This is a genomic window from Muricoccus pecuniae (assembly GCF_014199205.1).
GTDB lineage: Bacteria > Pseudomonadota > Alphaproteobacteria > Acetobacterales > Acetobacteraceae > Roseomonas > Roseomonas pecuniae.
Genome location: NZ_JACIJD010000040.1, coordinates 1 through 18,297 on the forward strand (window position 1 = coordinate 1; position 18,297 = coordinate 18,297).

Below are 18,297 nucleotides of genomic sequence, written 5' to 3' on the forward strand. Positions count from 1 at the left end.
CTCAGCGGTCCCGTGTCCAGACTTTCTCGACCGGCTTCGAGGCACTGCCTCGGAGGTTCGGGGCACTTCGGCGGCAGCGGGACGAGGGTGATGTTTTCGGGTAGGCTCAATCTGGGTGAGGTGTGCCAGCCCGCGCCGTCGAGCACGAGAACGGCATGCGCGTCCTCTGTGACGCAGCGGCTGATCTCGGCCAGGTGGATGTTCATGGCCTCCACGTTGACCTCAGGCAGCACAACAGCGGCGCCGACGGCACGCTCAGGACAAACCGCGCCGAAGAGCCAGGCCCAGGTGTAGCGGTGATCGCGCACGGCACGCGGGCGCGTGCCCCGCTTGGCCCAGATCCGTGTCAGCGTGCCCTGCTGACCGACGCGGGCTTCGTCCATGAACCAGATCTCGAGGGGCGTGCCGGGTGCAACCGCGCCGCCGGCTTCCCTCACCCGATCAGCGAAGCCCCCTTAAAAGCCGCTTGTGCGGCAGGGTCGCTCTGTGGGTGCTGTGGCCGGACCGACAGGCGGCGGAAGCGCAACTTGGTCAGCAGCTTGCCCACCGTGCGCTCGTGCAGGCTGACCCGGAACTCGCTTCTGATAGGCGCCTGCAGGTCACGGCAGCGCCAGCGCACGACACCGTCACGCTCCAGCTCTGGTCCTTCCTCCACCCAGCGGGCCACCAACCCCTCCTGCTCGCTCGAAAGCCGTGGCGCTGGACCCGGAGCGCGCCGGTTCACCAGCCCAGGAAGCCCTTCGGCGTTATAGCGGTGCACCCAGTCCCGCAGTGTCTGCCGATCCATGCCGCAGCTTTCGGCTGCCTCCCCGCGGGACGATCCCTCCAGCACCAGTGCGATCGCCAGCATCCGGCGAGCCGCACTTGCATCACGGCTCCGCGCCGCCGACTTCCGGAGCTTGGCGGCCGAAAAATCCTGCCTCGTGATCGCCAACGCCATCTCAGCCTCCTGAAAATCAGCGGTGAGGAGGAGCGAATCACAACCGCCGCACGGGTGGGATCACATCCGAGTCAGTGGCCAAGGCGGTTGGTATAACCCCGACGGCGCGGTGCTGTTCCTCGGCACGATGTTCGCGCCCGTGCAGGACCGGCGCGGCCCCGGCCAGGGCTTCACGCACGAGATCGGCGACGTGGTGACGATCTCCACGCCGCGCCTCGGCAGCCTCGTCAACACCATGCGGCGCTGCGCCGACTGCGAGCCCTGGCGCTACGGCCTGCGCGCGCTCCTGCGCGGCCTCGGCGCCGAAGGGCCGGCGTGAGCGCGGTTGAAATCCAGGACGGGGGCTAGGGCTGGGCGTCCGGCGGGGCAAAGCCGGCATCGGCCGGGGTGGTGGACAACCAGGGGAAGCGCCGGGCGTGCCGCTCCTCGAAGCGGGCGAGGGCCGCGTCGTGCCGCTGCGTCAGCACGACGGCGTCGGCCCCCTGCATCAAACACGCCTTGCGGAAGGGGGTGATCTCGAAGCCCCAGCGGCCGCCGACGGCGTCGGACACGGCCTGCTCCGGCAGGTCGACCGTCAGGCGAAAGCCGGGCACGCCGGCGCGGGTGATGAGATCCTCCACCGCCGCCGCCTCTAGCACGATGGGCAGCACGCCGTTGGCGAAGCAGTTGTTGAGGAAGATCTCGCCAAAGGAGGGCGCGACGAGCGCGCGGATGCCCCATTGCGCCAACGCCCAGACGGCCTGCTCGCGGCTGGACCCGCAGCCGAAATTGGCGCGGGCGACGAGGATGCTGGCGCCCGCGTGCCGCGGCTGGTTCAGCGGGAAGCCGGGATCGGGCGCCCGGCCGGCGCAGCTCGCGTAGGGGTCGTCGCCCGCGCCGCCCCGGTCCAGGTAGCGCCAAGAATCGAAGAGGTAGTCGGCCAGCCCCGTGCGCTCGACGCGCTTGAGGTACTGCTTGGGCACCAGCACGTCGGTGTCGACATTGGCGGCGGGGATGGCGACCACCAGCCCGTCATGCTGCAGGAAGGGCGTCATGCCAGGATCTTCCGCACGTCGGCGAAGCGGCCGGCCACGGCGGCGGCGGCGGCCATGGCGGGGCTGACGAGGTGCGTGCGCCCGCCCGCGCCCTGACGGCCCTCGAAGTTGCGGTTGCTCGTCGCGGCGCAGCGGTCGCCGGGGAGGAGGACGTCCTCGTTCATGGCGAGGCACATGGAGCAGCCGGGCTCGCGCCACTCGAAGCCGGCCTCCCGGAAGACGGTGTCCAGCCCTTCCGCCTCCGCCTGGGCGCGCACGAGGCCGGAGCCTGGCACCGCCAACGCCTGGCGGATGCCGGGCGCGATCCGGTGCCCGCGCAGCACCTCGGCGGCGGCGCGCAGGTCCTCGATCCGGCCGTTGGTGCAGGAGCCGATGAAGACCTTGTCGATGGCCACCTCCTGCATTGGCTGGCCCGGCCGCAGCCCCATGTAGCCGAGGGCGCGCCGGATCTGCTCGCGCCGGGCCGGGTCCGCCTCGGCCGCCGGATCCGGCACGCGGCCGGTCACGTCCACGACCATCTCGGGGGAGGTGCCCCAGGTCACCTGCGGCGCCAGCGCCGTGACGTCCAGGACAATTTCGCGGTCGAACCGGGCGCCGGGATCGCTGACGAGGGTGCGCCAGTGCGCCACGGCCTCGTCCCACAGCGCGCCCCGCGGCACGGCGGGGCGGCCGCAGAGGTAGTCGATCGTCACCTCGTCCACCGCGACGAGGCCGGTGCGGGCCCCGGCCTCAATCGACATGTTGCACAGGGTCATGCGCCCCTCCATGGAGAGGGCGCGCACGGCCGGGCCGGCATACTCCACGGCGTAGCCTGTGCCGCCGGCCGTCCCGATCCAGCCGATGAGGGCGAGGGCGAGGTCCTTCGCCGAGACACCCCGCGGCAGGGTGCCCTCCAGGAGGATCCGCATGGTTCTCATGCGCCGCGTCGGGAGGCACTGGGTGGCAAGGACGTGCTCCACCTCCGACGTGCCGATGCCGAAGGCCAAGCAGGCGAGCGCGCCGTGGGTGCTCGTGTGGGAATCGCCGCAGACGAGGGTTGTCCCCGGCAGGGTCATGCCCTGCTCGGGCCCGATGACGTGGACGATCCCCTGACGGGGGTCGAGCACCGGCACGAAGGCGATGCCGAACTCCCGCGCGTTGCCCTCCAGCGCCTGGACCTGCCGGCGGGAGATCGGGTCGCGGATGCCGTTCCGGCGGTCCAGCGTGGGGATGTTGTGGTCGGCAACCGCGAGGTGGCGGCCGGGGCGGAGCACGCTCCGCCCCCCCTCGCGCAGCCCTTCGAAGGCCTGCGGGCTGCTGACCTCGTGGATGAGCTGGCGGTCCACGTAGAGCAGCGTGGTGCCGTCCGCCTCGGTGTGGACGACGTGGCTGTCCCAGAGCTTGTCGTAGAGTGTGCGTGGGCTGTCGCCGGCCCCGGAATCGGGGAGCGAGTCAGGCATGGGCTCGGGCATGGGCGGCCTCCTCCGGCGCGGGACGCAGCGCGCCCCGCTCGATCTCGTAGCGGTGCGCGCACAGGCCGCGCAGGTTCTCGCCCTCCGAATCCGTGATCAGGACCGTGGCGCCCGTCCCGCCCACTGCGCGCAGCACAAGGCCCAGCCGCTCCACCAGGGCCGGCGCCACGCCCTCGAAGGGCTCGTCGAGCAGGAGGATGCGGGTGCCGTAGCAGATGGCGCGCGCCAGCGCCGCGAGCTTCTGCTGGCCGCCGGAGAGCTGGCTGCCCTGCCGCCCGACGAGCGGCCGCAGCTCCGGGATCCAGTCCAGCACGCGGTCGAGGGACGCGGCCGCGTCCGCGCGCCGCGCCACCTCCATCGGGAGAAGGATGTTGTCCCGCACGCTCAGGTTCGGCACCAGCCGCCGGTCCTCCGGCATGTAGCCGACGCCCAGGCGCACGCGCGCCTGCACGGCGGCGCGCGACACCTCCGCGCCGCAGAGCCGCACGGTGCCGGCGCGGGCGGGCAGCAGGCCCATCAGCGCGCGCATCAGCGTCGTCTTCCCGGCGCCGTTGTGCCCGACCACGCCGACCGTCGTCCCGGCCTCGACCCGCAGCGCGATCCCTTCGAGGATCGACACCGAGCCGATCGAGACGCAGAGTCCCTCGACCTCGATCACGTCGCCACCTCCTTCCTGCGGAGCACGCTGCGGGCCACCTCGCGGTCCCGCAGCACCGCCTCCGGGGTTCCGTCCGCAAGCAGCTCGCCGTCGCGGAAGGCGAGGATGCGCGTGACGTAGCGCTCGACGATCTCCATGTCGTGCTCGACGAAGAGCACGGTCACGCCGCCGGCCCGGATGGCCTCGAACACCGTCTGCATCAGCGGGCCCTTCTCCGCCGAGGAGACGCCGCTGGTCGGCTCGTCCAGCAGGAGGAGCCGGGGGCGCAGCATGAGCGCCATGGCGATGTCGATCAGCTTGCGCTGGCCCTGCGGGACGAGGCTCACCGCCGTGTCGGCGATGGCGGCGAGGCCGAAGCGCGCCAGCATCGCCTCCGCCCGCCCGCCCTCCGGCAGAGGGCCGAGCAGGCTGCGCTGCCCCTGGTCGGCCAGCGCCTCGGCCAGCACCAGGTGCTCGCGCGCCGTCATCTCCGGAAAGAGCTGCGGGACCTGGAAGGAGCGGGCGAGGCCGCGGCCCACCATCTCCCGCGGGCCGGTGCCGGTCACGTCCCGGCCCTCCAGCAGGACGCGGCCCTCCGTCGGGCGGAGGTAGCCGGTGACCATGTTGAGGAAGGTAGTCTTGCCGGCGCCGTTCGTGCCGATCAGCCCCACCACCTCGCCGCCGCGGATGGTTGCGCTGATGCCGCGCAGCGCGGTGAAGGCGCCGAAGCGCATGACGAGACCCTGGGCCTCGAGCAGGGCGGGCGCGTCGGCCATCACGCGCGCCTGACCCGCCGGGGCGCCAGGCTGGAGAGCCCGGCCGGGAAGCGGAGGATCATCACCAGCAGCGTGCCCCCGAGGATCAGGCGCCAGTAGGTCGGCGCGACGTCGAAGGCGATGGCGTGCACCGCCTCCAGGATGAAGGCGGCGCCGAGCGAGCCCCAGATGCCGCCCGTGCCGGCGAGGATGGCAATGAAAACGAACTCGCCCGAGGTCATCCAGAAGCCCATGCCCGGGTCCACCTGACCCACCAGCATCGCCACCAGCGCGCCGGCCACCCCCGCCAGCAGGCCGGAGGCCGCGTACTCGCGGTGGATCAGCCGGTCCGGCTCGTAGCCGAGATAGCTGACGCGCACCTCGTTCTGGCGGATGGCCGGGCCGATCTGGCCCATCGCCGTGCGGAGATAGGCCGACACGCCCCAGGCGAGGAGGACGGTTAGCAGGACGGTCACGGCGAAGAGGATGCGGAGCGCGGGCGTGCCGGTCATCGTCAGGCCGAGCAGCGTCGGGCGCGGCACGGAGAAGCCGTCGGAGGAGCCGAGATCCTGCGACTTCAGCAGGACGCCGTAGAGGATCATCGAGAAGGCCATGCTCAGCATGGCGAAGAAGATCCCGCGGTAGCGCCGGATCAGCAGCCCGACGACCCAGCCCGCGGCGCCAGCGGCCAGCCCCGCGAGGAGGAGGAGGAGGAGCACGTCCCGGATCCCGAGCCAGAGGGAGCCGAGCCCCGCCGCGTAGCCGCCGAGGCAGTAGAACATCGCCTGCCCGAAGGGGACGAGGCCGGCGCGCATGAGCAGCAGCAGCCCGAGCGCCACGATGCCCTTGGCCAGGGCGGTGGCGGCGAGGACCAGCAGCCATCCCGGCATGAGGCTGGTGGCGGCGAGCAGCACGGCGCCCGCCGCGGCGAGCCGGAGGTCGGCGCGTCGAAACATCCTAGATCCTTCTGACTGCGGCCTGCGGGAAGAGCCCGTTGGGGCGGAAGCAGAGCACCCCGGCCATCACGGCATAGACGATGAACACCTCGGCCGGCGGATAGAGGTGCACCGCCGCCGCCCGCGCCAGGCCGACGACGAGGGCGCCGACCGCCGCGCCGGGGATGCTGCCCATGCCGCCGATGACGACCACGGCGAAGGTGACCACGATGATCTCCGCGCCGATGCCGGGGGCCACCGGAATCATCGGCGCCGTGAAGGCCCCGCCGAGGGCTGCGAGGCAGGCGCCCGCGACGAAGGTGGCGACGTGGACGGCCCGCACGTTGATGCCCATGGCCGCAGCCATCTCCCGGTCGTGGATCACGGCCGTGAGGCGGCGGCCGGTGCCGGTGCGCGTCAGCACCCACCAGATCAGCAGGCCGACGAGGATGGCCAGGCCCATCACCAGGAACTCGTAGTTGTTGAAGCGCATCCCGGCGATGCGCGACGCCCCGAGCAGGAGGTAGGGGGCCGCGGCGGATTGCGGGTCCGTCCCCCAGATCATCAGCATCACGTCATCCAGGATCAGCAGCAGCGCGTAGGTGGCGAGGGCGACGGACACCTCGTCCCGCCCGTGGAGGTGCCGCAGCACGGCGACCTCCAGCAGCAGGCCCAGCACGAGGCCGGCGGCGAGGGCCGCCCCGACCTGGATCGCGAGGGCCGCGGCGGAGGGCGGGTGCGAGGCGAACCAATATCCGAGCGCAGTGGCCGCGGCATAGGCGCCGATGGCATAGAGGTTCCCGTGCGCGATGTTCAGGATCTTCATGACCCCGAACACCAGCGTCAGCCCCACCGCGACGAGGAAGAGCCAGGCCCCGTGGATGGCCCCGTCCACCGCGATCGCGATCAGCGTCGACATCGCGCCCGGCCGTCAGCGGTTGACGATGCCCGAGCAGTCCGCCCCGGGCATGCCGTCGCGCAGCCAGGCCTCGCTCCGCGCGCCCGCCGGCGGATTGACGCAGGCGGCCGGGAAGACGGTGACGTTGCGGACGGTGGTCACGTTGGCGCGCCGGTCGAACCCGAACTCCCCGACAGCGGTGTCCTGGATGGCCTGATGCCCGTTGCCGAGGGCCATGCGGATCGTCCCGCCCGGCGCCTCGAAGGTGCTGCTACGCAGGGCGGCGATCACGTCCCGCGTGGCCGGGCGCGCGCCTGCCGGTCCCGCGGCCTTGTCGTAGGCCGCCTTCAGGGCCAGGAGCGTGGCGGCGTACTGGTAGGCCGTGAAGACCGGCATCTCGTTGTGCCGGCCGCGGTAGATGTCGGTGAACCAGGTGTTCAGCGCCGAGGGCGGGGCGAAGAGGCCGTTCGTGCCGCGGGCGGTGAAGATGATGCCTTCCGGGATCTGCCGCCCCATGCGGTTGATGGCCAGCTCCAGCAGCGGCGCGACGATGCGCGACTGCTCCTGCAGCCCGCGGGCCGACATCTGCGTCATGAAGGCCTCCATGTCCGTGCCGGTCAGGGAGGTGTGGATCAGGTCGGGCCGCCGGGCCGCAAGGGCGGAGATCTCCGCCGTGTACTGCCCCGATCCCATGGTGGGCCACTGCTCCGCCACCACCCGCGTCGCCGGCATCGCCGACTTCATGGCGGCGGCGAAGTCGCGCCAGGAATCCTGGCCGAGCGCGAAGTTCGGGTTGATGTGGCCGACCGTACGGACCTCCGGCAGGCGCTGCCGGACGTAGAGGGCAAGGGCCGCGCTGTCCATCGTGGTGTGGGCGGTGGTGCGGAAGACGTACTCGTAGCTGGCGTCCTCGAAGATGCGCGGCGTGGCGCAGGTCGACATCACCGTGAGGACCTTCAGCTCCTCCGCCACCGGCGCCACGGCAAGGCAGGTCGCAGCGGAGCCGAAGCCCATCACCACGTCCGCGCCGCGCCGCTCGGCCAGGCCGCGGAACTCGGAGACCTGCTTCGCGTTGCCGCCGTTCTCGTCGAGGAAGAACAGCTCGACCTCGGCGCCTCCCATCCCGCGGCGGCCGGAATAGGGCGCGGGCAGGGTGCCCGCGTTGATGGCCTCCGCCAGGATGCGCGCGGCGTTCTGGCCGGGCACGTTGACCGAGGCCAGCGGACCGGTCAACGGGGTGACCACGGCGATCCGCAGCTTCTCCTGCGCCAGCGCGCCGCCCGCCTGAAGGCACGCGGCCAGCGCCGCGGCCGCCAGCGTGATCTTTGAAAGCCTTCTCATCACGTCCGTTCTTCCCTTGCTTTTTTGCTTCTGTTGCCCAGCCGGTTCCCGGCCGGGTCGCCTCAGCCCATCACGGCATCCAGGATCCGCCCGTACTCGTCGGCGGTCGGCTGGAAGGGGTTCGTGGCGTGCGAGTGGTCGGCGAGCGCCCGTTCGATGACGTCCGGCAGCATCGCGCGGGTGACGCCCATCTCCGCCAGCGTGGCGGGCAGGCCGAGCTGCGCGTTCAGCGCCTCCAGCGCCGCCGGCAGGTCGTCCGCGGCGGCGAGGCCGATCGCCGCCTTCAGCCGCTCCATCTTCGTCCCGACATGCGGGGCGTTGGCGCGCAGCACCGCCGGCATCAGCACGGCGTTGAGCGTGCCGTGGTGGAAGGAGGGCTCCTTGATGGCACCGAGGGCGTGCGAGAGCGAGTGCACCGCCCCCAGCCCTTTCTGGAAGCAGAGCCCGCCCATCAGCGCGGCCGTCATCATCTCCAGTCGCCCCCCGACGTCGCGGCCCTGCCGGCAGGCGCGCTCGATGTGGCGGTAGGCGCGGCCCGCGCCGTCCAGCGCGATGGCGTCCGCCACCGGGTTCTCGCGCGGGGAGAGGAAGGTCTCGACGCAGTGGGCGAGCGCGTCGATTCCGGTCGCGGCGGTGAGGCGCGGCGGCAGGTCGAGCGTCAGCTCCGGGTCGCAGATTGCCAGCCCGGGGATCACGTGCGGGCTGATGAGCCCGAGCTTTCGCCCGTCCGACAGCGTGATCAGCGCGCCGCGTCCCACTTCGGAGCCCGTCCCGGCCGTCGTCGGCACGGCGAGGATAGGCGCGACCCGCGCCGTGATGCGCGAGAGGCCGCCGAGGATCAGCGCGTACTGCGCAAGCGGCGGCTCGTGGGTCGCCAGGATCGCGACCGCCTTGGCGAGGTCGATCGGCGACCCGCCGCCGAAGGCGAGCACGCCGTCGCAGCCCTCCGCCCGGTAGGTGTCCAGGGCCTGGAGCGCGGCCTCCTCGGTCGGGTTAGGCGGCGTGCCGCTGAACACGGGCATCTCCCGCCCGGCCGCCTCCATCATCCGCCGGAAGATGGCGGAGTCCCGAAGGCCGGGATCGGTCACCACCAGCGGCCGCTCCATGCCCAGGCTCCGGATGCCGTCAGCCAGCCCGGCGATGGCGCCGGGCCCGAGGCTGACCTGGGTCAGGTACTGGATGATGCTCACGGCGCGGATCCTATGCGGCGGCCAGGAAAATGTCGTACCGCGCTAACAGCTGCCCCGGCCGGTCCGGATGCGCCTCCGGCCGCACGGTGATCGCGGGGTGCGGGCTGAAGATGCAGTCGGTCTCGTTGGAAGGCTGCCCCTCGAAGTAGATCTGCGAGACGAGCGGGCGGAAGCTCGGGGCCTCCACCTTGTAGTGCAGGTGCGGCGCGCGCAGCCGGTGCCGGCCGAGCTTGGCCATCATCTCCCCGACCGCGCTGTGCAGGCTGCCGATCTCGTAGGGGCCGGGGAGGATGGTGGAGATGGAGAAGTGCCCGTCCTGGTCCGCCACAAAGCGGGCGCGGAAGTTGTCGGGCACCTGGTCTGGATCCTCGTTCTCGTACTTGCCGGCGTGGTTGGTCTGCCAGATCACGAGGCGGGCGCCGGGGATGGAGGCACCGCCATCGGCGGAGCGCACCGTGCCGCGCAACTCAACCCGCTCTCCCGCCTCGTCGGGCCCAGCGAGGAGGACGGGGTTGGGCTGCACGGGCACGTCGTCCTTCGGGAAGGGGCCGAGCACGTTCGGTGGTGTCGCGCCCTCCACGCCGTGCGTGAGTTGGACGGAGCGCATCGTCAGGCCCAGCAGGTCGCAGAGCATCACGAAGTCCCCGTCCCGGCCGACGCGCTCCAGCCAGGCCATGAAGCGGTACAGATCGGCGTCGTCCGTCCGCAGCTCGTCGAGCATGGCGTGCAGGTGCTTCAGCACCACCGCGACCTGGCGCTGCAGCGCCGGGTCCGCGCCCGGCGCGCCGGGGTCCATCGCTGCGATGGCACGCTGGCAGAACTCGTTCATGGACCCGTCCCTCTCCTGTCCGTCACGCCGGCGTGGCCATGTCGATGGCGCGCTGCATCAGCGTCGGATCTTCCCTCAGCCGGTGCTTGGCCGGCTTGTGCGTCGGGGTCAGCGGGATGGCGTCCACGAAGGCCACGTAGCGGGGCACTTTCGGCGCGCTCAGCCGCGCCCGCGTCCACGCAATGATCGCCGCCGCGTCGTGCGGGGCGCCGGGAGCGGGGACGACGGCGGCGAGGATGTCCTCCTCGCCGAGCGGCGAGGGCACGCCGATCACCGCGACGTCCGCGACCCCCGCACATTCGGCGATGGTCCGCTCCACCTCCGCGCTCGCCACGTTCTCGCCGCGCCGCCGGATGATGTCCTTCTTGCGGGCGACGAAGCGGTAGAACCCATCCTCGCCCAGCCGCACGAGGTCGCCGGTGCGGAACCAGCCATTCTGGAAGGCGGCCTCGGTCTGGCCGGGGTCGCGGTAATAGCCCTGCATCACTGTCGGCGTGCGGACCAGCAGCTCGCCGGTCGTGCCCGGCGGCACGTCCTGCCCGTCCTCGTCCACGATCCGCGCCCGCGGCCGCTCGATGCGCGGGTCCGGGTGACGGCACAGCACGCCCATGGTGCCGAGGATGTGCGGCCCGGCAAAGGGATTGCTGATGACGCCGGGGATCTCCGTCATGCCGTAGCACTCGATCAGCAGCGGAACCTCCAACTCGTCGCGCAGGCTGTCCACCATGGCGCGGGTCTGCGGCGCGACGAACATCTTCGCCAGCCCGTGGCCGGGCACGAACTCGCTGCGCGGACGCTGCACGAGGATGGAGCCGGCGGCGGCGACGAGGTTCACCTCCGTCGAGCGCGTCTCGGCCACCGTCCGCCAGAAGCCAGAGGCGGAAAAGCGCCGCACCAGCACGATCGTCCCGCCGCAGGCCAGCCCGCCACCGACGGAGTACATCAGCGCATTGACGTGGAACATCGGCATCACGCACATCACCCGCTCGTCCGGTTGCAGCCAGAGCCGCTCGACGAAGGCCTCGGCCGTCAGCACGAAGCCGCGCTGCCCGTGCATCGCGCCCTTCGGGAAGCCCGTGGTGCCGGAGGTGTAGATGATGAGGCAGCAGTCGTCGGCGTCGCCCCGGCCCGCCGTCCAGGGCGCCGCCGCGGCGATCTCCGCCTCCAACGCTGCGCCCAGCGGGGCCACCCAGGCGGGGCTGCCCTGCGCGTTCGGCACCGCCTCCAGCGCCTCCTCCGCGACCGGCTGCCGGTCCGGCGAGACCACCACGCCGCGGACCTGCGCGTGGTCAAGGACGTAGCGCGCCTCCGGCACGCCGTAATCCGGGTTGACCGGCACGAGGATCGCGCCCAGCCGCGCCGCGGCGAAGAGCAGGGCGACGGTGTTCGGGTCGTTCTGAGCCATGACGGCGAGCGTGTCGCCGGCCGCCACCCCCTTCGCCGCGAGCCAGCCGGCCCAGCGCGCCACCAGCCCGTCGAGCTGCCCGTAGCTCCAGGCGCGTCCCTCGAACTCTAGCGCGGTGCCGTCCGGCTGCGCCTCGACGCGCGCCCGCAGGAAGTCGTGCAGGGTGAAGTCGTGGTCGCGGAAGCGCGCGATGACCTGGAGGGGCGCCGTCAGCCCCGCCGTAGGGTCGGCGCTCACGGGCGCGGCCCGTTGTAGGGGACGGCCGCCGCGGCCGCGTCCGCCATGGCGAAGCCGGTCGGGCGCTGCGATTCCTCCAGCAGGTGGGCGATGAGGGACGCGGCCCGGGCCAGGATCGGAATGCCCCGCAGCGCCCGCCGGGGATAGCCGGCATCCAGCAGCACGGCCGGGATGGCGCCGGAGACGTTCAGCACCAGCGGGCGGCCCCAGATCCCCTCCACCTGCGCCCCGACGGCCCGCAGCGCGGCGCAGTGCGCGCCGGCCGTGCCCCATTCCTCGGCCAGGGACAGCAGCTTCGCGGCGCGGGGATCGCCCTCGCGGTGGATGGGGTGGCCGAAGCCGGGCAGCGCGCGCCGCGCCGCGCGGATGGGGGTCAGCACGCGCCGCGCGGCCTCGTCCAGGCTGCCGGCCTCGGCCTCCTGCGCCAGGACCTCCGCCAGCATGTCGCCGGCGGTCTCGGCGGCACCGAGGATCACGGAGCCGCAGCCGAGCAGCCCCGCGGCGACCGCGCCCTGCAGTGCGTCCGGCGCCGCCGCCAGCGTCATGCGGGCCGCGACCACCGAAGGGACGAGGCCGTGCTCGGCGATCGCGACGAGCGTCGCCTCCGTCACGCGGCGCAGCCGCTCGTCCGGCATCTCGCCCGTGAGCAGGAGCAGGAAGTAGTCGGTGAAGGCGACCCGGCCGAGCAGGTCGTCGCAGAGGTCTCGGCCGCGCACCTCGATCCGGCGCAGCTCGGCCACGGCGATGGATGTGCGAGGACCGGTCGATCCACTCATCAGTGCGCTTGCTCCCCTCATTTTCGCACAGCGAAAGTTTCTTCGTAATTTGTGATAGGCTAGGGTGGGGCGAAGGAGGTCGCAACAGCTATTTCATGCAGCGAACGCTATTTCGCTTGGCGAAGAAGTTCGGTAGAGACGGGCCATGGGAGACACGCTGCACGGCCGGTCCGAGGATGGCCGGAAATCCGAACTCGTCACGGCCCTCGCGAGGGGGCTGAGCGTCATCGAGGCCTTTTCGGCCGACACCCCAGAACTCACCCTCAGCGAGGTGGCGCAGCGCACCCGGCTGCCACCCGCCACGGCGCGGCGCGCGCTGCTCACGCTCCAGCACCTCGGCTATGTCGGCTCCTACGGCAAGCGTTTCCTACTGCTGCCCCGCGTGCTAGGGCTGGGCTCCGCTTTCCTCAGCTCGATGAACATCCGCGAGATCGCGCAGTCCTCCCTCCAGGCCATTGCCGACCGCTTCAAGGACTCCGCCTCGCTCGCGGTGCTCGATGGCGACAGCGTGCTGTACGTCGCACACGCCCCCAGTAACCGGCGCATCCGCTACAACGGCTCGGTCGGCTTCCGCTCGCCCGCCTACGCGACCTCGCTGGGGCTGGCGCTCTGGGCCCATCTCGACCCGCCGCAATTGGAGAAGCGGCTGGCGAAGGCGCCCTATGCCGCCTACACGAGCCGGACGCGGCATACCCGGGCGGCCCTCGAGGAGGCTATCGCCTCCGTCCGGGACCGGGGCTACGCGGTCGCGCGGGAGCAGCTCGAGTATGGGGTCGTGGCAATCGCCGTGCCGGTCCGCGACACGAACGGGCGGGTCGTGGCGGCGATCAATCTCTCGTCCGAGCTGGCGCGCAACGACGAGGCCGCGCTGGTCGCCACGCGGCTCGGGCCGATCACCGACACGGCTCAGGAAATCGAGAGGGCCCTGGAGCGCTTCCCGGCCCTGTCGCACGCGATCGGGACGGCCGCACTCGCCCATGACTGACGCCGCGCTCGAGGGGGCCCGCTCCCCCGGACAGCGGCATTAACGAGTCCCGCTCGACCTCACTGCGTCCGAGCGCAGAATCTGACGATCCGCTCGCATCCTTTCCGGAACAGCGCGTCGCTCGTGGCATAGGAGAGGCGGAAGAAGGGGCTCATGCCGTAGGCCGCGCCGTGCACCGCCGCGACGGCCTGCTCCCGCAAGAGGGCGGTCATGAAGTCCTGGTCCGTCGCGATGCGCGCGCCTCCCGCCGTCACCTTGCCGAGGCAGCCTTCCATGTTGACGAAGAGGTAGAAGGCCCCTCCCGGCTTGCGGCAGCGCAGGCCCGGCGCCGTCGCCAGCATCGACAGCGCCATGTCGCGCCGTCCGCGGTAGATGGCGGCCCGTACCTGCAGGCCGTCCTGCGGCCCTTCCAGCGCGGCCACGGCCGCGGCCTGGCTGATCCCGGAGATGCCGCCGGTGGACTGCCCCTGGACCTTCGCCATGCCTTTGATCAGCGCCATCGGGCCCCCGCAGAAGCCCACCCGCCAGCCCGTCATGGAATAGCTCTTGGAGCCACCGTTGACGGTGAGCACCCGGTCCCGCAGCCGCGGCTCCACCTGCGCGGTCGTGCAGAAACGCGCGTCGTCGTAGAGTAGGTGCTCGTACATGTCGTCGGTCAGGATCAGGACGTGCGGGTGCTGCAGCATCACGTCGGCGATGGCGCGCATGTCGTCCCACCCGGCCACGGCGCCGGATGGGTTGTTCGGAGAGTTGAGGACCACCCAGCGCGTGCGCGGGGTGATCGCCGTTTCCAACGCTTCTGGCCGAAGGCGGAAGCCGTTGGCCTCGGGGCATAGCACGGTCACGGGCCGCCCGCCGAACAGCCTGGCGATGTCGCCGTAGCTGACCCAGTAGGGGGAGGGGACGATCACTTCGTCGCCCTCGTCCAGCGTCGCCTGCATGGCCCACTTCATCGCCGCCGTGCCCTCTTGCGGCGTGTAGGTGGTCTCCCCCACGCGCCGCCCGGTGCGCCGCCTCCACCGCCTGGGCCGTGGTCGTGAAGTCCGGCTCGCCCTGGGAGAGGCTGATCACGCTGACGCCCTGCTCCTTCAGCTCCTTGCCCAGCTGGGTCACGGCCATGGAAGCGGGGACGCTGATGTAATCCAGCCGGCGGGAGAGCCTGAACGCGGTCACGACGGAGTCCTTGGGCATGGGAGACCGGCCGCTGGGCGGTACGACCGCGCCCGGGTGGACGCGGCGCTGAAGCGCCTGGGCGTTCCCTGACGCCGCGTCACTCTCCTTTTCTTGGAGAAACCGCGACCGGAGGCTCGGAGGGAAGAAGAATTACTCCTAGCTCCCTCTGGCCACGGCAGTACGCTAAAGGATCGGAACGGAGGCGCCGGTGTCAGGCCGCGCCGGACCGGATCAGCCCCAGGTCATCTCGCCCTTGGCGACCTTCGAGCCAATGTCGAGCGCGACGCCCATGCCGAGGCCGGGGAAGCGCGCCTCCATGATCGCCTTCAGCGCCGCGCCGTCGGCGGCTTTCGCGAGCTCGTCTTCGAAGGCGAGCAGGTAGGCCCTGGTGAAGGCCACCGCCGAGAGGTCGGTCGCCGCGCCCGGGGCCATGTGGCCCGGCACGACTAGGGACGGGCGGACAGCGGCGATGGCGTCCAGCGAGGCGACCCAGGCCGCCCGCTCCTCCGCGCGCTGCGTGTCGGCGGTCCAGACGTGGACGCCCGAGAAGACGAGCACGCCGCCGAGCACGGCGTTCAGCGACGGGATGCGCAGGTGGCGGCGGTTGGCCAGCCCGGCCTGCGCCGGGACGATCTCCACCGTCTCGCCGTCCACCGTCAGGGTCGGGGCGCTGTGGGGCTCGGGCATCGTGATGTCCGCGAGGCTCCGGGGACCGTTGGCGCCGAGTTGCGGCCCCCAGGCGGCGAGCTTCTTCTCCACGTTGCCGCGGATGGCTGCGATGGTCTCGGGGGCGGCGAGCACGCGGGCGTTGGGGAAGACCGCCAGTACAGGCTTGAGGCTGAAGTAGTAGTCGGGATCGGACTGGCTGACGTAAACGGCTTTCAGCGGCTTGCCCTCGGCGCGGATCGCCTCGGCCAACACCTGGCCGTCGGGGAAGGTGAAGCCTCCGTCCACGAGCAGGGATTCCGTCGGGCCGGTCAGGAGTACCGGCGCGCGGAAGAAGCCGTTCGGCCCGGCCGGGAAGTGCCGCAGGCGCAGGCGCGGCGCGGCGGACTGGCCGGCCCCCTCCGCGGCGAAGGCCGCTGCGGCGCCGAGGGCGAGGGTGGCGGTCATGGCGTGTCTCCGTGAGATCATGGGTCGTTCTCCTGTCGGGCGGCTCAGCCCACCCGGCTCCAGGTGCCGGCGAGGTTGAGGAAGGTGAGGTCGGGCTGGGTGATGTTCGTGCGCACCTCGCCATGCTCGAAATCCTCGACATGGGTAACGGTGGTGCCGTCGGCCTCCTTCCAGGTAACCATGAAGACGCCGGGGCGGATGGCGGTCGCCTGATAGGTGACGGCCTGCGCCCCGGTGAAATTGGGGGCGTCGGCGGGCACGAAGCGCATGGTCCGGCCGTCGGCATCGAACTGCAGGCGGAAGGCCATCGCGCCGAAGCGGGCCTCATAGATATGGCCCGGCGCGGGGAAGCGGTCGGTCGTCACATCGGGGTCTCCTATGGCGGGCGGTCCGGCCGCGGCTGGCGGCGCCCTTGGACGGGGAACACAGTAGGCGGCGCTTGAAGGAGAGGAAATCTTGATAACCGCACCGGATCGTCTGCTATGGATTGACGATCCCGGGACAGGAGACCCTCCGCTGGCCGCGTTGAACCTAAACCGCCTCGCCTACTTCGCCGCCGTGGCGGAGGCTGGCTCCTACAGCGAAGCCGCCCGGCAGCTCGGCGTCACCAAAGCCCTGCTCAGCCAGCAGGTGATGCGGCTGGAGGAGGAGTTGCGGACCGCGCTGCTGCTGCGGACGAGCCGCCGTCTGGCCCTGACCGAGGCCGGCCGCACGCTGCACGCGCGCTGCGCCGCGATCCTGCGCGAGGTCGAGGACGCACGAGCGGAGATCGCCAGCGCGCAGTCGGAGCCGGCCGGGCTGCTCCGGGTGGCGGCGCCGAACGACTACGGGACCTCCCGGATCGCGCCCCTGGCAGCGCGATTCTCCCTCGCCCACCCGCGCTGCGGCATCGAGCTGCTGCTCTCGGACGAGCGGATCGACCTCGCCGCCGGCCGGGTGGACCTCGCCGTCCGGGTCGGATGGCTGGAGGAGCCCGGCCTGGAGGGGCAGCGGATTGGCGGCTTCGGGCAATGGCTCGTCGCCGCGCCGGGCCTGGCCGCGGCGGCGAGCGACCCGGAGGCGCTCCAGGCCCTACCCTTCGTCGCGAACCGGGCGCTGCGCGACCCGCTGACCTGGCGCTTCGTCCACCACCGGCGCGGCGACCGCACGGTGCGGATGCGCGAGGTCCTGGCCGCCAACGCCACGCCCGCCGTGCTGGCCGCGACGCTCGCGGGGGGCGGCGTCTCGGTCCTGCCGGACTTCCTGGTGACGGAGCCCGTCCGGGACGGGCGGCTGGTCCGGCTGCTGCCGGACTGGGACCTGCCCTCGGGCGGCGTTCACGCGGTGTTCCCCGCCTCGCGCTTCCGGCCGCCCAAAGTCACCGCCTTCGTGGCGATGCTGGCCGGGGAGCACGCCCAGGACCACGGCCCGAAGCCCGGCCGCTGATCCTGGCCACGCCCACCCCCGGCGCCGTGCCGCGGGGGTGAGCGGCGTCACCGGCGGGATCGACACGCGGTAGCAGTCGCTATCCGTCAGCAGCAGGCTCGCCTGCGTGCCCCAGCCGCCGATCAGCACGTCCGGCTTTTCGTCGCCGTCCGGGCCGCCCTGCCCCATGCTCCAGCTCCGCCCCACGGTGATGCCGGGCACGACCTCGTCCGTGATGTCGCAAAAGCGCCCCTGGCCGCCGTTCCGCTAGGTGCGGAGCTGGAGGGGTACGAAGCCGGGCACCTGGATGGCGCCGACCAGCAGGTCCGGCGCGCCGTCCCCGTCTACGTCCACCACCGTGCCGGCCTAGCTGGAGGAGTGGTGCGCCGGCAGCCGCTCCGCCGCGGAAGCGGTCCTGCCCGTCGTTCACAAGCAGCCGCGTCCGCGGTTCCTTGTCCGACCCCGCGTTGTTGCTTGTGCTGTTGAAGAACAGGATGTCGGGCCGATCGTCGCCCGTCGCGTCGGCCACGTGCACCTCCCGCGGTGGGCGGGGCTGGCGAGCACCACGTCGAGGTCGCCGTCTCCAGTCATATCCACAAGCGCGACACCCTCCGTTGATCGTCCGCCTCCGGCAGGTGGGTGCGGGTGGCGTTGATGAGGTGGCCGCGCCGCGCGGGGTCGTTGAGGAAGAGCAGGTTGCGCGCCGGCAGGCTGGGCACGCCGACATTTCTACCGGGTTGCAACAACGGATGTTGCAACCAAGTTGAGTTGTCCTGATGTTCTTCAAAGCAGAAAGGTCCCCATTTGGCGTAGCCGTTCTCGACGCTTGTCGAGCGGAGCAGATGGCATCATGCGTCGCGTCATACGGCGCTCCCTTGGGCAGCGGCTCGATCCAGCGGCTCGGTGAGCCTGCCGGGTGAACCCGGCGGTCTCCCTCGCTTCCTGCCGTTCTTCTGGTAGCCCATCTTCTCGCTGTTGCTCTTCACCCGTGGCAGCGGCATCAGCGCCTGTGCACCTTAAATATACCCGAGGACCTCGCTCAGCCGCTTGTTCTCCACAACGGCTGCATGGGTAACCCGCTGGTCTTTGTCGAAGACGGTCTAGGGTCAGGACTCATTGATCCAGAAGAGGATGGTAGCGGCGAGGCAGATGGCGGACATGAAGGTGTGGGCGCATCGGTCGTAGCGCATGGCG

The 18,297-nt window shown here is 71.6% G+C and carries 17 protein-coding genes and 4 pseudogenes; 3 read left to right on the plus strand and 18 right to left on the minus strand.

The window, feature by feature from the left end:
- A pseudogene (locus FHS87_RS24030) lies at positions 1–940 on the minus strand (IS630 family transposase); the annotation flags it as partial.
- Positions 941–1,049: 109 nt separating this feature from the next.
- Here FHS87_RS24030 and FHS87_RS21940 point away from each other — a divergent pair.
- Positions 1,050–1,259: a hypothetical protein gene (locus FHS87_RS21940; RefSeq protein WP_184521626.1), complete on the plus strand. Its 210-nt coding sequence runs from the start codon at positions 1,050–1,052 to the stop codon at positions 1,257–1,259.
- Positions 1,260–1,284: 25 nt separating this feature from the next.
- On the opposite strand, the gene leuD is transcribed toward FHS87_RS21940, so the two are convergent.
- From leuD to FHS87_RS21995, 11 genes are all read right to left on the minus strand, one after another.
- Positions 1,285–1,974, minus strand: coding sequence for a 3-isopropylmalate dehydratase small subunit (gene leuD, locus FHS87_RS21945; protein WP_184521628.1), 690 nt, complete (start codon positions 1,972–1,974; stop codon positions 1,285–1,287).
- Positions 1,971–3,425 (minus strand): 3-isopropylmalate dehydratase large subunit, encoded by a 1,455-nt coding sequence (leuC, locus tag FHS87_RS21950; protein ID WP_246418622.1) that lies wholly within the window; start codon positions 3,423–3,425, stop codon positions 1,971–1,973. The genes leuD and leuC overlap by 4 nt, the downstream gene beginning before the upstream one ends.
- Positions 3,406–4,083, minus strand: a complete 678-nt coding sequence (locus tag FHS87_RS21955) for an ABC transporter ATP-binding protein (protein WP_184521630.1) — start codon at positions 4,081–4,083, stop codon at positions 3,406–3,408. Before FHS87_RS21955 ends, leuC begins: the two co-directional genes overlap by 20 nt.
- Positions 4,080–4,838 carry an ABC transporter ATP-binding protein gene (locus FHS87_RS21960; RefSeq protein WP_184521632.1) on the minus strand — a complete coding sequence of 253 codons (759 nt, stop codon included), beginning with the start codon at positions 4,836–4,838 and terminating at the stop codon, positions 4,080–4,082. Before FHS87_RS21960 ends, FHS87_RS21955 begins: the two co-directional genes overlap by 4 nt.
- A complete protein-coding gene (locus FHS87_RS21965; protein WP_184521634.1) occupies positions 4,838–5,773 on the minus strand; it encodes a branched-chain amino acid ABC transporter permease in 936 nt (311 codons plus the stop codon). The genes FHS87_RS21960 and FHS87_RS21965 overlap by 1 nt, the downstream gene beginning before the upstream one ends.
- A gap of 1 nt (position 5,774) precedes the next feature.
- Entirely contained in the window at positions 5,775–6,671 is an 897-nt protein-coding gene (locus FHS87_RS21970; RefSeq protein WP_184521636.1) for a branched-chain amino acid ABC transporter permease, read from the minus strand.
- 12 nt (positions 6,672–6,683) lie between these two features.
- Complete coding sequence (locus FHS87_RS21975) at positions 6,684–7,991, minus strand: ABC transporter substrate-binding protein (protein WP_184521638.1); 1,308 nt, start codon at positions 7,989–7,991, stop codon at positions 6,684–6,686.
- Positions 7,992–8,053: 62 nt separating this feature from the next.
- On the minus strand, positions 8,054–9,181 hold the full coding sequence (locus tag FHS87_RS21980; protein ID WP_184521639.1) for an iron-containing alcohol dehydrogenase: 1,128 nt from the start codon (positions 9,179–9,181) through the stop codon (positions 8,054–8,056).
- A 10-nt stretch (positions 9,182–9,191) separates the two neighbouring features.
- Positions 9,192–10,010 carry a dioxygenase family protein gene (locus FHS87_RS21985; RefSeq protein WP_184521641.1) on the minus strand — a complete coding sequence of 273 codons (819 nt, stop codon included), beginning with the start codon at positions 10,008–10,010 and terminating at the stop codon, positions 9,192–9,194.
- Positions 10,011–10,032: 22 nt separating this feature from the next.
- The gene (locus FHS87_RS21990) at positions 10,033–11,652 is read right to left on the minus strand and encodes a class I adenylate-forming enzyme family protein (protein WP_184521643.1); all 1,620 of its coding nucleotides are present in this window, start codon (positions 11,650–11,652) and stop codon (positions 10,033–10,035) included.
- Positions 11,649–12,428 carry a citryl-CoA lyase gene (locus FHS87_RS21995; protein ID WP_184521645.1) on the minus strand — a complete coding sequence of 260 codons (780 nt, stop codon included), beginning with the start codon at positions 12,426–12,428 and terminating at the stop codon, positions 11,649–11,651. The genes FHS87_RS21990 and FHS87_RS21995 overlap by 4 nt, the downstream gene beginning before the upstream one ends.
- 145 nt (positions 12,429–12,573) lie before the next feature.
- Here FHS87_RS21995 and FHS87_RS22000 point away from each other — a divergent pair, with 145 nt between their 5' ends.
- On the plus strand, positions 12,574–13,413 hold the full coding sequence (locus FHS87_RS22000) for an IclR family transcriptional regulator domain-containing protein (protein ID WP_184521647.1): 840 nt from the start codon (positions 12,574–12,576) through the stop codon (positions 13,411–13,413).
- 59 nt (positions 13,414–13,472) lie between these two features.
- On the opposite strand, the pseudogene FHS87_RS22005 reads toward FHS87_RS22000, so the two are convergent.
- The 3 genes and pseudogenes from FHS87_RS22005 to FHS87_RS22015 all read right to left on the minus strand — a co-directional run bounded on the left by FHS87_RS22005 (position 13,473) and on the right by FHS87_RS22015 (position 16,064).
- A pseudogene (locus tag FHS87_RS22005) lies at positions 13,473–14,604 on the minus strand (pyridoxal phosphate-dependent aminotransferase).
- Between the two features lie 213 nt (positions 14,605–14,817).
- Positions 14,818–15,699 (minus strand): MBL fold metallo-hydrolase, encoded by an 882-nt coding sequence (locus FHS87_RS22010; RefSeq protein ID WP_246418623.1) that lies wholly within the window; start codon positions 15,697–15,699, stop codon positions 14,818–14,820.
- A gap of 44 nt (positions 15,700–15,743) precedes the next feature.
- On the minus strand, positions 15,744–16,064 hold the full coding sequence (locus tag FHS87_RS22015) for a MoaF-related domain-containing protein (RefSeq protein WP_184521652.1): 321 nt from the start codon (positions 16,062–16,064) through the stop codon (positions 15,744–15,746).
- Between the two features lie 160 nt (positions 16,065–16,224).
- Between FHS87_RS22015 and FHS87_RS22020 the strand changes: the two genes are divergently transcribed.
- Positions 16,225–17,124 (plus strand): LysR family transcriptional regulator, encoded by a 900-nt coding sequence (locus FHS87_RS22020; RefSeq protein ID WP_246418624.1) that lies wholly within the window; start codon positions 16,225–16,227, stop codon positions 17,122–17,124.
- 246 nt (positions 17,125–17,370) lie between these two features.
- Here FHS87_RS22020 and FHS87_RS24370 read toward each other — a convergent pair.
- From FHS87_RS24370 to FHS87_RS24035, 3 genes and pseudogenes are all read right to left on the minus strand, one after another.
- A pseudogene (locus FHS87_RS24370) lies at positions 17,371–17,466 on the minus strand (hypothetical protein); the annotation flags it as partial.
- Positions 17,467–17,690: 224 nt separating this feature from the next.
- The gene (locus FHS87_RS24375) at positions 17,691–17,822 is read right to left on the minus strand and encodes a hypothetical protein (protein WP_281394587.1); all 132 of its coding nucleotides are present in this window, start codon (positions 17,820–17,822) and stop codon (positions 17,691–17,693) included.
- Between the two features lie 210 nt (positions 17,823–18,032).
- Positions 18,033–18,203 (minus strand): annotated as a pseudogene (locus FHS87_RS24035) (ISNCY family transposase); the annotation flags it as partial.
- Positions 18,204–18,297 lie beyond the last annotated feature (94 nt).

Excerpts from the sequence above, each read along its gene's own strand:
- FHS87_RS21995 (WP_184521645.1), bottom strand. The coding sequence starts at position 12,428 with ATGAGTGGATCGACCGGTCCTCGCACATCCATCGCCGTGGCCGAGCTG.
- FHS87_RS21965 (WP_184521634.1), bottom strand. The coding sequence starts at position 5,773 with ATGTTTCGACGCGCCGACCTCCGGCTCGCCGCGGCGGGCGCCGTGCTG.
- FHS87_RS21970 (WP_184521636.1), bottom strand. The coding sequence starts at position 6,671 with ATGTCGACGCTGATCGCGATCGCGGTGGACGGGGCCATCCACGGGGCC.
- leuD (WP_184521628.1), bottom strand. The coding sequence starts at position 1,974 with ATGACGCCCTTCCTGCAGCATGACGGGCTGGTGGTCGCCATCCCCGCC.
- FHS87_RS22010 (WP_246418623.1), bottom strand. The coding sequence starts at position 15,699 with ATGACCGCCACCCTCGCCCTCGGCGCCGCAGCGGCCTTCGCCGCGGAG.
- FHS87_RS21960 (WP_184521632.1), bottom strand. The coding sequence starts at position 4,838 with ATGGCCGACGCGCCCGCCCTGCTCGAGGCCCAGGGTCTCGTCATGCGC.
- FHS87_RS21975 (WP_184521638.1), bottom strand. The coding sequence starts at position 7,991 with ATGAGAAGGCTTTCAAAGATCACGCTGGCGGCCGCGGCGCTGGCCGCG.
- FHS87_RS22000 (WP_184521647.1), top strand. The coding sequence starts at position 12,574 with ATGGGAGACACGCTGCACGGCCGGTCCGAGGATGGCCGGAAATCCGAA.
- leuC (WP_246418622.1), bottom strand. The coding sequence starts at position 3,425 with ATGCCCGAGCCCATGCCTGACTCGCTCCCCGATTCCGGGGCCGGCGAC.
- FHS87_RS21985 (WP_184521641.1), bottom strand. The coding sequence starts at position 10,010 with ATGAACGAGTTCTGCCAGCGTGCCATCGCAGCGATGGACCCCGGCGCG.